The sequence below is a fragment of the Pseudomonas sp. F(2018) genome (assembly GCF_005508865.1).
GTDB lineage: Bacteria > Pseudomonadota > Gammaproteobacteria > Pseudomonadales > Pseudomonadaceae > Aquipseudomonas.
Genome location: NZ_SCOM01000002.1, coordinates 1 through 13,467, shown reverse-complemented (window position 1 = coordinate 13,467; position 13,467 = coordinate 1). Strand labels below are relative to the sequence as shown.

General features: G+C 59.2%; 15 protein-coding genes. 10 read left to right on the top strand and 5 right to left on the bottom strand.

The genetic code is table 11. The features are described from left to right. The first annotated feature begins 73 nt into the window (after positions 1 to 73). Positions 74 to 700 (top strand): cysteine hydrolase family protein, encoded by a 627-nt coding sequence (locus FFS62_RS07850; RefSeq protein ID WP_137972279.1) that lies wholly within the window; start codon positions 74 to 76, stop codon positions 698 to 700. Between the two features lie 115 nt (positions 701 to 815). After that, the gene (locus FFS62_RS07845) at positions 816 to 1,838 is read left to right on the top strand and encodes a hypothetical protein (protein WP_137972278.1); all 1,023 of its coding nucleotides are present in this window, start codon (positions 816 to 818) and stop codon (positions 1,836 to 1,838) included. A gap of 187 nt (positions 1,839 to 2,025) precedes the next feature. Here the strand turns inward: FFS62_RS07845 and FFS62_RS07840 are convergent, their stop codons facing one another. Then, a complete protein-coding gene (locus FFS62_RS07840) occupies positions 2,026 to 2,463 on the bottom strand; it encodes an HIT family protein (RefSeq protein WP_137972277.1) in 438 nt (145 codons plus the stop codon). 124 nt (positions 2,464 to 2,587) lie between these two features. On the opposite strand from FFS62_RS07840, the gene FFS62_RS07835 reads away from it, so the two are divergent. The 4 genes from FFS62_RS07835 to FFS62_RS07820 all read left to right on the top strand — a co-directional run bounded on the left by FFS62_RS07835 (position 2,588) and on the right by FFS62_RS07820 (position 6,415). Further along, positions 2,588 to 3,292 (top strand): glutathione S-transferase N-terminal domain-containing protein, encoded by a 705-nt coding sequence (locus FFS62_RS07835; RefSeq protein ID WP_137972276.1) that lies wholly within the window; start codon positions 2,588 to 2,590, stop codon positions 3,290 to 3,292. A 95-nt stretch (positions 3,293 to 3,387) separates the two neighbouring features. Next, entirely contained in the window at positions 3,388 to 4,233 is an 846-nt protein-coding gene (locus FFS62_RS07830; RefSeq protein ID WP_171016294.1) for a tetratricopeptide repeat protein, read from the top strand. Between the two features lie 85 nt (positions 4,234 to 4,318). Beyond that, positions 4,319 to 4,873, top strand: a complete 555-nt coding sequence (locus FFS62_RS07825) for a hypothetical protein (protein WP_137972274.1) — start codon at positions 4,319 to 4,321, stop codon at positions 4,871 to 4,873. Between the two features lie 99 nt (positions 4,874 to 4,972). Beyond that, positions 4,973 to 6,415 carry a SulP family inorganic anion transporter gene (locus FFS62_RS07820; protein WP_137972273.1) on the top strand — a complete coding sequence of 481 codons (1,443 nt, stop codon included), beginning with the start codon at positions 4,973 to 4,975 and terminating at the stop codon, positions 6,413 to 6,415. Positions 6,416 to 6,430: 15 nt separating this feature from the next. Here FFS62_RS07820 and FFS62_RS07815 read toward each other — a convergent pair whose 3' ends face one another. After that, positions 6,431 to 6,610, bottom strand: coding sequence for a hypothetical protein (locus FFS62_RS07815; RefSeq protein WP_137972272.1), 180 nt, complete (start codon positions 6,608 to 6,610; stop codon positions 6,431 to 6,433). Between the two features lie 275 nt (positions 6,611 to 6,885). Here FFS62_RS07815 and FFS62_RS07810 point away from each other — a divergent pair, with 275 nt between their 5' ends. Beyond that, on the top strand, positions 6,886 to 7,095 hold the full coding sequence (locus FFS62_RS07810) for a cold-shock protein (RefSeq protein ID WP_137972271.1): 210 nt from the start codon (positions 6,886 to 6,888) through the stop codon (positions 7,093 to 7,095). Positions 7,096 to 7,169: 74 nt separating this feature from the next. Then, on the top strand, positions 7,170 to 7,433 hold the full coding sequence (locus FFS62_RS07805) for a DUF5334 family protein (RefSeq protein WP_137972270.1): 264 nt from the start codon (positions 7,170 to 7,172) through the stop codon (positions 7,431 to 7,433). Between the two features lie 54 nt (positions 7,434 to 7,487). Here the strand turns inward: FFS62_RS07805 and FFS62_RS07800 are convergent, their stop codons facing one another. The 3 genes from FFS62_RS07800 to FFS62_RS07790 form a co-directional block, all read right to left on the bottom strand. After that, the gene (locus tag FFS62_RS07800) at positions 7,488 to 8,150 is read right to left on the bottom strand and encodes a TIGR04211 family SH3 domain-containing protein (protein ID WP_137972269.1); all 663 of its coding nucleotides are present in this window, start codon (positions 8,148 to 8,150) and stop codon (positions 7,488 to 7,490) included. Positions 8,151 to 8,375: 225 nt separating this feature from the next. Then, positions 8,376 to 9,119 carry an SDR family NAD(P)-dependent oxidoreductase gene (locus FFS62_RS07795; protein WP_137972268.1) on the bottom strand — a complete coding sequence of 248 codons (744 nt, stop codon included), beginning with the start codon at positions 9,117 to 9,119 and terminating at the stop codon, positions 8,376 to 8,378. Positions 9,120 to 9,184: 65 nt separating this feature from the next. Continuing rightward, entirely contained in the window at positions 9,185 to 9,532 is a 348-nt protein-coding gene (locus tag FFS62_RS07790) for a hypothetical protein (protein WP_137972267.1), read from the bottom strand. Between the two features lie 493 nt (positions 9,533 to 10,025). On the opposite strand from FFS62_RS07790, the gene FFS62_RS07785 reads away from it, so the two are divergent. Continuing rightward, the gene (locus FFS62_RS07785; RefSeq protein WP_137972266.1) at positions 10,026 to 10,898 is read left to right on the top strand and encodes a DUF1837 domain-containing protein; all 873 of its coding nucleotides are present in this window, start codon (positions 10,026 to 10,028) and stop codon (positions 10,896 to 10,898) included. Further along, complete coding sequence (locus FFS62_RS07780) at positions 10,895 to 13,117, top strand: DEAD/DEAH box helicase (protein ID WP_137972265.1); 2,223 nt, start codon at positions 10,895 to 10,897, stop codon at positions 13,115 to 13,117. Before FFS62_RS07785 ends, FFS62_RS07780 begins: the two co-directional genes overlap by 4 nt. Positions 13,118 to 13,467: the final 350 nt, after the last annotated feature.

The window sequence follows — 13,467 nt, the reverse complement described above, 5'->3', positions numbered from 1 at the left end:
CTCACGGCGACAGGCGCGACGGGCAAACAATCTGCCCATCGCCAACCACAACGCCAAACCAGAGGAACCCACCATGAGCCAGCAACCGAAACGCGCCCTGATCGTCATCGACGTGCAGAACGAATATGTCACCGGCAACCTGCGCATCGAATACCCGCCCATCGAGCAGTCGATGAACAACATCGGCCGCGCCATGGACGCCGCCACCGCCGCCGGCATCCCGGTCATCGTCATCCAGCACCTGACCCTGGAAGGCGCGCCGATCTTCGCCACCGGCAGCTACAACGCCGAGCTGCACCCGCTGGTGGCGGACCGCCCGCGTGACCACTTCATCCAAAAGCAGATGGCCAGTTCCTTCGCCGGCACCGACCTCGCCGCCTACCTCAAGCAGCACGAGATCGACACCATCAGCGTGATCGGCTACATGACCCACAACTGCGACGACTCCACCGTGCGCCAGGCCCACCACGAGGGCTGGAACGTCGAGCTGCTGCACGACGCCGCCGGCTCACCGCCCTATAGCAACGCCATGGGTTCGGCCACCGCCGAGGAGATCCACCGGGTGTTCACCGTGGTCATGCACACCGGCTTCGCCGCTGTACTCAGCACCGATGAATGGCTCAACGCCCTGCAGACCGGTGAAGTGCCGCAGTCGGACAACATCTACCTGTCCAACCAGCGCGCCATCGCCAATCGCTGAGCACAACGACAGCGCCAGAGCGTGGCGTCGGTCATGTCGACGCGCCGGGGCATTGATTAGAATGCCCCGGCACTCGCCCAAGGACAGGCGAGCCCTACTTCGAGAAGGAACTCATATGCTCTTGCACCGGCTATTCCAGGCATTGCTGCTCGGCACCCTCAGCATCACCTCCGCCCTGGCTGCCCCAGTTCTCCACCCCGCCAGCCAAGGCGTGGTCCTGAAGACATTCGAACCCACCCAGCAAGGCAGCGACCGATACCGCCTGGACCGAGATCCGCAGGTGCGCAGCGCCGTAGAGAAACTGCTGGGTTACGGCAGCGCCAGCTACATCAGTGACAACACGCTGGTGCTCGAACAGGTGCTCGAATCGCTCAACTCCTCCATGGACATCGTCACGGCCGAACTGCCCAATGACCGCCGGCTGATCGCCTCGGAGAACAAGATGACCGGCGGCTACGAGCGTGCCGCACTGTTGATCGAGGGTCGCAAACTGGTTGCCATAGGCCTGGTGCACGGCCCTTGCTTACCGGACGAAGAAACCCAGGAAGTGACCTGCTACTACAAGGAGCCGGCAGGCATTCTGACCATCTTCCTGCCGGCCGGGACCTCCCGTGACCGCGTCCAGCCGCTGCGCGACTGGGCCAGCCAGCTGCCACCGCTGCTGGCCAATCTCGCCGAATCCCGCGGCTCAGCGAGCCAGGTACAGGAGATAACCAAGGTCGAGTATGTGGAGCCGGATACCGATGCACCCGGCTGGGATAGCAAGGAGCTGGCACTCCCCGACGTCATGCTGGAGCTACTGCCCAAACGCGCCAAGCTGAGCACAGCCATGCGCGACGGCGTATACGTGGCGCCGGCGCCGATGGCCGGCGATATCTTCGATACCGGTTGGGAAGAGGCCTCCGGCCAACCTGTGCGCAGTGCCGAAGTAGTGCTGTTCAGCCACGCCAGCTTCGACGACCTGTTGGCGCACTATCGCCAGCTGGCCGGCGATAGCGAAATCGTCGACGACGGCCAGGTCGCCCAGTGGAGCGGCGAAAATGCCGCCGGTGTGTTCACCGTCACCCTGGAGGACGAGCAGGAGCGCGGCGTCCGAATCACTCTCTCGGTCTGGCCACTGAACACTCCGGCTTCCTGACCAACCACGCCACGTAGCCCGGATGTAATCCGGGAAGCAGGCAGCTCCGCCCCGGATTGCATCCGGGCTACCCCTCCGAGACTCGTCAAAAGAAAAGCCCGGCCTAGGCCGGGCTTTTTCGTATCGCTGAACGTAGGGCGGGTGAAACCCGCGTGGTCCCGCTCGCGGGTTTCACCCGCCCTACCGATCAGCCGTTGATGCGCTTCACCAGCCGCGCCTGCAGCGCCTTGAGCTCTTCCGCATCACCCTGGTGGGTGGCGTGGATGCCGAGTTTGTCGCCCTCGTAGCGCGGCACGATGTGCACGTGGATGTGGAACACCGTCTGCCCGGCCGGGGCGCCGTTGAACTGCGCCACCTGCACGCCGGCCGGCTCCAGCTCGTCCACCACCGCCTGGGTCAGCTTGCGCACCACGGCCATCAGCTTGGCCAGGTTGGCGTCGTCGATCTCCAGCAGGTTGCGCGCCGGGGCGTGCTTGGGGATCACCAGGCAATGACCGTAGGACTGCGGGAACAGATCGAGGAAGGCCAGCACGTCCTCATCCTCGTACAGCTTGTAGCAAGGCGCCTCGCCGCGAATGATCTTGGCGAAGATGTTCTGCTCGTCATAGGTTCCGTGCAGGCTCATGGGGTTCTCCGTGGTCGACAAAAAGCAAAGGCGAACCATACCGGCTTCCGGCGAGTCAGGTAAGGATGTCGCCGCTGTCGGTGGCCGGCTATCCTGACCACGTCGCCAGTTCTCCGGAGTACCCATGCCAGATCTTTCCGCCTTCCCCATCACGCGCAAATGGCCCGCCACCCGGCCCGACGTTTTGCAGCTGTATTCGCTGCCCACGCCCAACGGCGTCAAGGTCTCGATCATGCTGGAGGAGACCGGTCTGGCCTACGAGCCGCACCTGGTCAGCTTCGAAACCAACGACCAGCTCAGCCCCGAATTCCTCTCGCTGAATCCGAACAACAAGATCCCCGCCATCCTCGATCCCAACGGGCCGAACGGCGAGCCGCTGGCCCTGTTCGAGTCCGGCGCCATCCTCGTCTACCTGGCGGACAAGACCGGCCAACTCATGCCGCAGGACGCCGCCGCGCGCTACCAGTGCCTGCAGTGGCTGATGTTCCAGATGGGCGGCATCGGCCCGATGTTCGGCCAGCTCGGCTTCTTCCACAAATTCGCCGGCAAGGACTACGAGGACAAGCGCCCGCGTGACCGCTACGTGGCCGAATCGGCGCGCCTGCTCAGCGTGCTCGACCAGCACCTGCAGGGCCGCGACTGGATCATGGGCGACGCCTACAGCATCGCCGACATCGCCACCTTCCCCTGGGTGCGCAATCTGATCGGCTTCTACGAGGCCGGCGACCTGGTGCAATTCGAGCGCTTCGCCAACGTGCGCCGCGTGCTCGACGCCTTCCTCGCCCGCCCGGCGGTGGTACGCGGCCTGAGCATTCCACGGCGCGGCTGAAGGCCACTGGCCACGGCTTGTCGGGTGGCCGGCCGTTGGCTATGGTCGCCCGCAGGCCACGCGTCCGGCCACCCATTTCCACGGAAGGAATCAGCATGCGCCCCGCCCTCGTTCTCGCCCTCGCCCTGCTCCCCTGCCTGCACGTCCAGGCCGCTTCGACCGATGCCTGTGTGCCGGCCCCCGACGTCGACATAGTCGACATCCACGCCCTGCAGGAGAAGGCCGCCGAGGGCGATGTGTGCGCCAGCCTCACGGTGGCGCGCTTCTCCGATAGCCAGCAGCAGTACATGAACTCGCGTTACTACTACCTGCTCGCGGCCAAGCAGGGCGACCTGAGTTCCGACCAGCGCCTGCTCGAGCTGTACCGCACCACCTCGGAGAACATCGTGCAGCAGGCGATCTACGAGGAATGGCTGGTGGCCGCTGCCGAGCGTGGCATGGTCGAGGCGCAGCTGGAGCTGGGCAGCTACCTGCTGGCCTGGAAGGAAGATGGCCAGGACCGCATCGGCGCCATGTTCTGGTTCGAAACCGCCGCCAAGCAGGGCAACCTGCAGGCCCAGTACCTGCTCAGCGAACAGTACCGCAGCGATATGGCCGAGGAACCCATGGGCATCGCCAGCGGTGACGAGACCGCCATGCACTACGCCCATGACGACACCAAGGCCGCGAACTGGCTGTGCAAGGCCGCCCAGGGTGGCCTGCCCCGCGCCCAGGCCGCCCTCGCCGAGGCCTACAGCTTCGGCAGCGGAGTAATACCGCTGGATCAGGACCAGCGCCGCCTGTGGCTGGAAAAGGCCGCCGCCAATGGCGAGGCGGACGCCATCGCCCAGCTCGATGACAGCGCCGAGCCCTGGTACACCCGCGCCGAGAACTGGGGCAAGCGCCAGCTGATCACCGACGAGGCGCGCTGCCCGGACGTGGCTCTGGCCGTCGAACCCTGAGTCCAGGCGGCGAGCGGCAGGTGCGCGCGGGCGTGGCTCCGGGTATCTTCTGCGGCCGAGTAATAGCAGTCAGAACCGCCGATCCATGATTCGCATCGCCCTCCTCTGCGTCGCCGCCCTGTGCGCCAGCCCCGTCCTCGCCAAGGTCGAAGTCGAAGCCGCCGAACAGAAGAACATCGGCCGCATCCTGATCGCCAAGATCTCCGAAGACATCGCCCCCGGCGACTACGAGGCGCTGTTCAAGGGCCTGCAGGCCCACCCCGGCAAGTTCGCCCGCAAGATTCTCCTGCTCGACAACATCGGCGGCAGCGCCGCCGAGGCCATGCGCATGGGCCGCCTGCTGCGCGAAACCGGTTTCGACACCCTGGTGCCGGCCAAGGGCGTGTGTCAGGGCAGCTGCGTCTACCTGCTGGCCGCCGGCCGCAAGAAGACCGTGCGCGGCTACGTCGGCATCCATCGCCCGCACTTCCCCGCCGGCGAATCCGCCCAGGCGCGCCTCGGCGGCATGCCCGCCGACCCGGCCGGCTACCTGCGCGACATGGGCGTCGCGCCCAGCCTGGCCGCCGACATGCAGGCCATCGAGCCGCAACGCATGAGGGTACTCAGCGCCGACGACCTGGCGCGTTACCGGTTGAATTGATTGGCGGCTGGCCGCCGGCCAGCGCCACCCCGTAACATCCGCCACCCGTTTTCACCGCAGCGACCGACCGGCACCGGCCGGTCCGCCCTCAGGTACCGCATGAAAATCGCCCGCTTGCGCGCCGACATCCTGGCCGGCCTCACCTCGTCCTTCGCCCTGGTGCCCGAGTGCATCGCCTTCGCCCTGGTCGCCCAGCTCAACCCGCTGATGGGCCTGTACGGCGCCTTCATCATCTGCACCATCACCGCCCTGTTCGGCGGGCGGCCGGGGATGATTTCCGGCGCGGCCGGTTCGATGGCGGTGGTGATAGTCGCCCTGGTGGTGCAGCACGGCGTGCAGTACCTGCTGGCCACCGTGCTGCTCGGCGGCCTGCTGATGATCCTGTTCGGCGTGCTGCGCATGGGCAAGCTGGTGCGCATGGTGCCGTACCCGGTGATGCTCGGCTTCGTCAACGGCCTGGCCATCGTCATCGCCCTGTCGCAGCTGGAGCACTTCCATGAAGGCGAAGGCTGGCTCAAGGGCGCGCCGTTGTACTGGATGCTCGGCCTGGTCGCGCTGACCATGGCCATCGTCTACCTGCTGCCCAAACTGACCCGCTCGGTGCCGCCGGCGCTGGTGGCGATCCTCGGCGTCGGCCTGCTGGTCTACCTGCTCGGCCTGCCCACGCGCACCCTCGGCGACATGGCGCACATCGCCGGCGGCCTGCCGCAGTTCGCCCTGCCGGACATCCCCTGGAACCTGGAGACCCTGCGCATCATCGCGCCCTACGCGATCCTGATGGCGCTGGTCGGCCTGCTGGAAACCCTGCTCACCCTCAACCTCACCGACGAGATCACCCAGACCCGCGGCCACACCAACCGCGAATGCGTGGCCCTGGGCGCGGCCAACATCGTCTCCGGCGCGTTCGGCGGCATGGGCGGCTGCGCGATGATCGGCCAGACCGTGATCAACCTCAGCTCCGGCGGCCGTGGCCGCCTGTCCGGCGTGGTCAGCGGGGTGATGATCCTGCTGTTTATCCTGTTCCTCTCGCCGCTGATCGAGCTGGTCCCGCTGGCCGCGCTGGTCGGGGTGATGTTCGTGGTGTCGCAGCAGACCTTCGCCTGGGGCTCGCTGCGCGTGCTGGGCAAGGTGCCGCTGAACGACGTGCTGGTGATCGGCGCCGTGACCGTGATCACCGTGTTCACCGACCTGGCCACCGCCGTGCTCTGCGGCATCGTCATCGCCGCGCTCAACTTCGCCTGGCACCACGCCCGCGAGCTGTATGTGGACAGCGACACGCAGCCCGACGGCAGCAAGCTGTACCGCGCCCATGGCACGCTGTTCTTCGCCAGCACCACGCCCTTCCTCAACCTGTTCGACGTGACGCAGGACCCGGATCAGGTGACGCTGGACTGCCGCCACCTGAGCTTCGTCGACTACTCCGCCATCGCCGCGCTGCACACCCTGCGCGATCGTTACGCCAAGGCCGGCAAGCACCTGCGCGTGGTGCACCTGTCCGAGCGCTGCAAGCAACTGCTCAAGCGCGCCGGCGCCGCTGACTGACTCCGCTGGCGCAAGCTAGCCCTTGGTGGGCGGCTTCTTGGCACCGGCCCTCGACGACCAGTGGGCCTTCTTGTGATCGAGCGGGATGCCCGTGGTGCCGATGGCAACCTGGGTGATCTCGCCACCCGTGATCAGGAATGCCTCGACCTGTGCATCGAGTGCAGCCCGCAGATGATCGTTGACGGGGTCATTCATGGCGGAGCTCCTTGCGCGGGTGAGCACCCACTATACAAACTTCTCCCGCCTTGCCGGCCTAAAGCGACCGGCTGTCCCTAATTACCTTCCGATTCCAGATAGAACTGTTCAATCAATCCAAAGCCTGTATGCTGCGCCCACTGCCTGTCCTGTTTAGCGGCACCGTCTTGATGTTCTGTCTCTGATTCCCATCTCCTCGGCTCACCCTCTTCACTTTGCATTCAGTCGACCAGGACCCTCTTCTGGTTGATCCCTTACCCCTGGAGATCTACATCATGGCAAACCGTGAAACCGGTATCGTCAAATGGTTCAACGCCGAGAAAGGCTTTGGCTTCATCACCCCCGAATCCGGCGCGGACCTCTTCGTCCACTACCGCCAGATCGAAGGCAACGGCTTCAAGTCGCTCGATGAAGGGCAGCAAGTTTCCTTCGTCGCGGCCAAAGGCCAGAAAGGCCCACAAGCCGAACAGGTCCAAGCCATCTAAGGCTTGCCTTCGAAAGAGCCCCGCCCATGCGGGGCTTTTTTATGGGCAACCACTACCCGAGCGAGAGTGATGCCATGCGTGCAGTCCTGCTATTCGTCCTGCTGCTGAGCGGTCCAGCCATGGCCTGGGACGGTCATGATCAGCAGAGCAAGACCAACGTCGACATCGACCGCGGGGCGATGATCAAGAGCGGCGAGACCATCAGGTTCTACGACTACGCCGCAGGGGAATACCGCAAGGCCCGCATCATCGCGGTGAGCTTCCGTGAGGGCCTGATGGATATCGAGGTCCACGACGAGACCTCCGGCCAGCCACGCACCCTGGTCATGCAGCGCTGACCTTGCGTGGCCGCATCCTTGCGGCACTCTACAGCCAGTGGGGGGGCTAGCGTCCTACACCCAGCCGTCGTTGCGCTTGCGCCGCACGCGCAGCACGGTCGGCAGCAGCAGTCCGGCCAGCAGGCCCGCGCCGGCGATGCTGCCGCCATAGACCATGTAGCGCATCAGCACCTGCTTGTTCTCGCCGCCCAGCTGCGCCTGGGCCTCGCGCAGTTCCGCCTGGGCCTGGTTCAACTGGCTGTCCAGGTCGCTGCGGGTGGCCTGCAGTTCATCGATCAGTGCCTTGCGCGAATCCAGCGTCTCCTGCATGCCCTGCACGCGGGTTTTCCAGGTGTCGTCGATGCCCTTCAGCTCGGCGCTCAGGTCGGCCACCTTCTGCTCCAGCTGCGGCAGGCGCTCGGCCTGGCCGGGCACGCTCTGCAGGTCGCGGGTGGGAATCCACACGCTGTCGCCGTTATCGCTGCGCACCTGGCTGTAGTCGCCCTGGCTGCGCAGCAGCTCGACCTTCTGCCCGGAGACGAGCGAGCCGACGATGCGGTAGCCATCGGTGGGGCCGCTGCGCACGTAGGTGCTCAGGCTGTCGCTGACCCAGCGCGAATTCTGTGCGCCCTCCTCGGCCTGCGCGCCGGCGGCGTACAACGTGCCCAGCAGACAGCTGCCGAGCACGCGGGGTTGGAAGAAAGAGGCAATCACGGAACGCAGACGGGACAAGAGCATGGGCAATCTTCACCAGACAGGGGAACGGAGCCCGCAAGCGGGCACGACCACGTCGACCACCCGCAAAGGCGCAAACGGACCGACGGGTGACAGACCGCGTGAGTCCACCCGAGTTCGCCAACCCCCGGTCGGTTCGGACGAGCTGCCACCGCGCCGAACAGGTGCCCGACGCCCCTGCGCCCATGCCGGCAGGAGCGCCAATGCGCCGTGCGGCCACCCCGTTCCTCAGCGCAGGGTGTAGCCCTTGTCCACCACCCAGTCCTGGCCGTACACCCCACGCGCCCCGTGGGACAGCTGGAACAGCACCACCTCGGCCACCGCCTCGGAACTGAGGAACTCGCCGTCCACCAGCCGCGCGTTCACCTCGCTGGCCACGCCGGCCAGCGCCTCGTCCGGCAGGCCCAGGCTGTTCCAGATCGGCGTGGCGGTCGGCCCCGGCGACACCAGGTTCAGGCGCAGGCCCTCGCCCGCATACTCCAGCGCCAGGCTGCGCACCAGGGCGGACAGCGCCGCCTTGCTGGCGATGTACGCACCCAAACCGACAAAGCCCAGGTGGCGCAGGAAGGTGCTGATGAACACCACCGACGCCGGCCGGGCCAGCTGCGCCTTCAGCGCATAGAAGGTATTCACCGCGCCGGCACCGTTGACCCGCCACTGCTCGTCGAACGCCTGCAGATCACTGCCCGGCGCCAGCTTGGCGATGCCCGCGTTGGGCACCAGGTAATCCACCGGACCCAGCTCGGCAGCACGCTCGGCCAGGGCCAGCAGCGACGCCTCGCGGGTCACGTCGCCCTCGCACCAGAACAGCCGCTCGGGATACTGCGCCAACAGCGGCTGCAGCCCACCCAGGCTGCGCGACATCGCCAGCACCCGCGCGCCGCGTTGCAGCAACTGCTCACACACGGCCAGGCCGATACCGGAACTGGCGCCGGTCACCACCGCCAGGCGTTGCTCGAATTGATTGTTCATGACTACCTCGAAACAGGAAAAGAAAGAGCGCGCCCCGGACCAGGCCCGGAGCGGCAACACAGGGATCAATGGGGATAGAGCCGACCCTGGCGCAGGTCCACGCGCTGGCCACGCTCGAAGCGCTGATGCGGCGAGCGAATCCAGCGCTCCTCGCCCTCGTCGTCGCGCACGATGTAGGCAGTACCGGTCTGGCCACTGGCGCGCTGCACCTGCGCCCCACCCCAGCCACCCACCGCCGCACCGACCACAGCCCCAACCGGGCCACCGGCTGCGGCCCCCACCATCAACCCGGTCAGCCCACCGAAACCGGTGCCGACCGAGTTCTCTTCCTGCTGCGCCACCACCTCGGCGGCCTGAGCGGATTGCACGGCCAACAGGCCGACACTGAAAGCAAGCAAGGCAAAGCGATTCATCTGAGTTCTCCGTTATGTAGGCGTTGCGCCTGGAGCTACTCAGCTTTCGTGCCAGGTATTTTTCTCTTTAATTTCAGTCAGTTGATAAAGCAAGAAGTCGCTATGACAACGGCGAGACGCTGTCCATAGGACATGGTGAAAGGTCGGAATGACAGCGAAGCGGCAGCGGCTAGAAGCTGCCCGAGAAAGAAATTCACGCACTGATCGAAAGGACAACTTGCGTGACGTGGTTGGCATTAGCTAAGTTCGGATAACGCTACTGGCGATGCGCCACTCCAACCGCATCGCCGAACAGGATGTCGGCCTATCGGTCGGTTAGCCGAATCAATTCGGCGCGATAAGGAACTCGCTATGCAGACTGGACTCCCGCAACTGTCCCTCCTCTACGCTCCATCCGTCTATTCCATTCGACTCTTATCTTCGACCATTCGTAATGCATGGTTTAACGCCATCCCCTGAGAAAAATAATCCATATAAGCCTTAGAGAAACTTTATGCAAAGCCTAGAAAATCTAAGACCGTATATAGAAAATCAAATATTTAAGCTAGAAACAATTAACAGCGATATATTTCAAAAGCTACATCTCGACTATGACAACAAAGTATATCGAGAAAAAGAACTAGGCCGCCTAATCAGGGACGCAGTTGAGTATTTCGCTCTAACCCCAGAAGAATTTGAAGAATTCAGCTCAACTGGAAATATGATAGAGGCTCGACGCACAGCCTGGAGCAGAATATCGGACGCTAGAAAAAACAGTAAAGGGGACTACGGAGAGCTCTTATTATTCCTCGCCCTGTACTTCTTCTACCCGACAGGGACGCCCGAGAGATTTGTCACAAAAGTAAGGCTTAGAAGCTCTACAAACGATCAGATCAAAGGCTTTGACTGCGCCCATTTCACCATCGAAAACGATGAAGTATGTTTATGGCTCGGAGAGGCAAAATTTCACAACTCCTTTAACAATGCTATTGCAGGCGCAATCAGCTCAATTAAAGAACACATAGAGCACGACTATTTAAATCGTGAATTCAAGATATTAGGCACAAACATAGAAGCCAATAAAGGCATATCTGAAAGCCACTTACTGAAGCTTAAAAATACCTTCAAAGGAAAATCAATCAGCAATATCAAAATAAAAATACCAGTACTTTTAACATACGACTGCAACATTATACAAACCCATGAATCAATAGATGGAAAATTAATCGAATTATTAAAAGATAGCTTCGAGAAAAACAAATTAAAAATATCTCAAAAAAACATAGTATTACCACCAAATATATCTCTAGCCTTTATATTCTTCCCATTCAAATCAGTAGACACAGTAAAGACCTTCCTTGAATCAGTGGAAGAAGCCATAAAATGAATTTTATTTTCGACACTCCTGAAGCACGAACAGAAGCCACATTTATCGCCACAAAATTCTCAGAAGAAATCTTGTCAGGAAAAAATCCAATTGCAGCAGATGCTTTGGAGGCGGCACATTACCTTTTATCGTTTTCAAAAGACGAGCATGAACTCAATGCAGCACTTGCCGTTATTTGTCACGCAGCCGAAAGAGACAAGCTTGACGAACTAGAAACCGTACTCCTACATGATTGCATAGATGCCTCCAGAAACTACCTATATCTAGACATGCTGCAAAAAAGAAAACCCGAATCTAAACCAGAGCTAAATATGCTCAGTACATTCAGGAAATCACTCTACACCACCGAACATGGCACAACCCTCACTAAACAACAAAAACAGATAATAGAAAAATTCAAAGAATCCAAGCGACTGGTAGTAAGCGCACCAACATCTTTTGGAAAGACAATGGCTATCCAAGAGATAATCTTACAAATGAAGTACCAGCAAGTTGCTATTGTAATGCCCACAATCGCCCTCATGTCAGAAACAGTAGCAAAGTTCAAAGCCAATCCAAATTTCTCCCACTTCGACATAATAAACAATACATCTAGCGCAAGCGAAAAGCCTCACAAAATATTTGTGCTTACACCCGAAAAACTAGATCTACTCCTAGATGAAGACAAAGATCTTAAATTCGATTTCTTTGCCATGGATGAAATCTACAAAATACAAGACGACAAAGATCGCCGAGCAGTTTTCTCAAGCGTCCTTTACACCCTCATAACTTCGGGAGCAGATTTTTACTTAATCGGACCATACTTCAAAAGATTCAGCGAAAATTTCCTTAACAGAACAAAATCAGCCTTCCTACGTTACTCTACGGAAATAGTTCAGAAAGAAGTGTTTAATTTAACCGAGATAGAAAATGGCGAAACAATAAGACTAGGAAATACATCATTTACAAAAGCAAAAACCGACGCAACCAACATCAAAAGAATCTCTCAAGCACTAAATGATCAAAAAATCTTCTATTACAAAGATACTCGCGGCGTCGAGACGATAGCTAAGAACATCAGCGCCAACACAAAGGCCGATCCTGATGAAAAATCCTCAGAGCTAATAAAATACATAGCAGAAAGCATTTCTGAGAAATGGAGCCTAATTGAGTACCTTAAAAAGGGGATAGCTTTTCACCATGGGGCGATGCCAAGACATATACAGAGCGAGATAGTCGACTTTTTCAACTCAGAAAAAATTCACACTTTAGTCTGCACAACGACCCTAACAGAGGGTGTAAATACAACTGCAAAAAACATAATCATACTTAGCAATGAAAAAGGCACAGATAAGCTAACAGGCTTCGACTACAAGAACATAAAAGGAAGAGCTGGGCGCTTTCTACACCACTTCACCGGCAGGGTAATAAATCTCGTTGAGGTCCCCGAAGATGAGAAGGAAGAAATCCTATTCCACTACTTTGACAGCCAAGATTTAGCAACAGACGAAATTCTTCGAATAGAAGACAAAGATCTGACTACCGAACACAAACAAACAAAAAATCTCATAACACAAGAATTAGAGAAAGCTAAAATACCTTTAGCTCTTGTGAAATCAAACAAATACATCCCAATTGAAAAGCAACTCGCACTACTAAGTGTGTTACGCCAAAATCCGTATTTAATAGAAAGCATTCATTTCCTTGGCAGTTACCCAGAGAAAGAAAAGCTCAGCACAATTCTGCAGCTCTGCCACTCTTATCTTTTTTCACAAAAAGAACACACTGACAAAAATTTCCCGCTATTCGAACTAGATAGACTGGTGAAATTTCATATCTATCATCACCCAAGCATAAAGCAAATGATCGCCACTCAATCTGGCAAGAGCGAAGACACCAGAATCCGTAATGCGTTTAAACTCATAGCAAGATACTTTGAATTTTCCCTCCCGAAATATTTAACTTGCTTTTCTAGCATATTCAATTTCGCTGCCAAGGAAATAGGGAAGAAAGAAATCTCCCTCTCATGGATCATAACTTTACTGCAGTATGGATTTGAAAGCCCTCAAGCCATTGCCCTAAAAGACTCCGGCGTGCCATCTGACATAATTGCAAAACTCGAACAATCACTTGCAGACTGCACGAGTTTAGAGGAGATAAAAATTAGAATTCGCCTACAACCAAAATTACTTGAAAGCCTATCAGAGTACGAAATCAGAATTTTGCACAAGCACATCTAACTGCTATCACCTAACTTATCTAGCAGCGCCAACCGCCCCTTCAGAAGGGTGAGTGGAATCGTTGCGGAAGGGGTTGAGCGGCATGGATGCCGCGAGAGACGCGATGGGCCAGGGATGGCCCTTCGCGGCGTGCCCCTGGAGCGGCGATGGAACGAACGAACCCGGAGCGAAGCGTAGGGCCGGATGGCGGGGCAAGACCTTTTGGTTCCTTTTGGGGCGACTGCCAAAAGGGATCCGCCCAGCAGGGCGGAACCGTTGCTGCAAACAGCTAGGTAAATAGCAGCGGCACGAACAAAAGCCCCTCTCCCCCCCGCCCCTCTCCCGTAAACGGGAGAGGGGCGGGGGGGAGA

Excerpts from the sequence above, each read along its gene's own strand:
- FFS62_RS07850 (WP_137972279.1), top strand. The coding sequence starts at position 74 with ATGAGCCAGCAACCGAAACGCGCCCTGATCGTCATCGACGTGCAGAAC.
- FFS62_RS07845 (WP_137972278.1), top strand. The coding sequence starts at position 816 with ATGCTCTTGCACCGGCTATTCCAGGCATTGCTGCTCGGCACCCTCAGC.
- FFS62_RS07840 (WP_137972277.1), bottom strand. The coding sequence starts at position 2,463 with ATGAGCCTGCACGGAACCTATGACGAGCAGAACATCTTCGCCAAGATC.
- FFS62_RS07835 (WP_137972276.1), top strand. The coding sequence starts at position 2,588 with ATGCCAGATCTTTCCGCCTTCCCCATCACGCGCAAATGGCCCGCCACC.
- FFS62_RS07830 (WP_171016294.1), top strand. The coding sequence starts at position 3,388 with ATGCGCCCCGCCCTCGTTCTCGCCCTCGCCCTGCTCCCCTGCCTGCAC.
- FFS62_RS07825 (WP_137972274.1), top strand. The coding sequence starts at position 4,319 with ATGATTCGCATCGCCCTCCTCTGCGTCGCCGCCCTGTGCGCCAGCCCC.
- FFS62_RS07820 (WP_137972273.1), top strand. The coding sequence starts at position 4,973 with ATGAAAATCGCCCGCTTGCGCGCCGACATCCTGGCCGGCCTCACCTCG.
- FFS62_RS07815 (WP_137972272.1), bottom strand. The coding sequence starts at position 6,610 with ATGAATGACCCCGTCAACGATCATCTGCGGGCTGCACTCGATGCACAG.
- FFS62_RS07810 (WP_137972271.1), top strand. The coding sequence starts at position 6,886 with ATGGCAAACCGTGAAACCGGTATCGTCAAATGGTTCAACGCCGAGAAA.
- FFS62_RS07805 (WP_137972270.1), top strand. The coding sequence starts at position 7,170 with ATGCGTGCAGTCCTGCTATTCGTCCTGCTGCTGAGCGGTCCAGCCATG.
- FFS62_RS07800 (WP_137972269.1), bottom strand. The coding sequence starts at position 8,150 with ATGCTCTTGTCCCGTCTGCGTTCCGTGATTGCCTCTTTCTTCCAACCC.
- FFS62_RS07795 (WP_137972268.1), bottom strand. The coding sequence starts at position 9,119 with ATGAACAATCAATTCGAGCAACGCCTGGCGGTGGTGACCGGCGCCAGT.
- FFS62_RS07790 (WP_137972267.1), bottom strand. The coding sequence starts at position 9,532 with ATGAATCGCTTTGCCTTGCTTGCTTTCAGTGTCGGCCTGTTGGCCGTG.
- FFS62_RS07785 (WP_137972266.1), top strand. The coding sequence starts at position 10,026 with ATGCAAAGCCTAGAAAATCTAAGACCGTATATAGAAAATCAAATATTT.
- FFS62_RS07780 (WP_137972265.1), top strand. The coding sequence starts at position 10,895 with ATGAATTTTATTTTCGACACTCCTGAAGCACGAACAGAAGCCACATTT.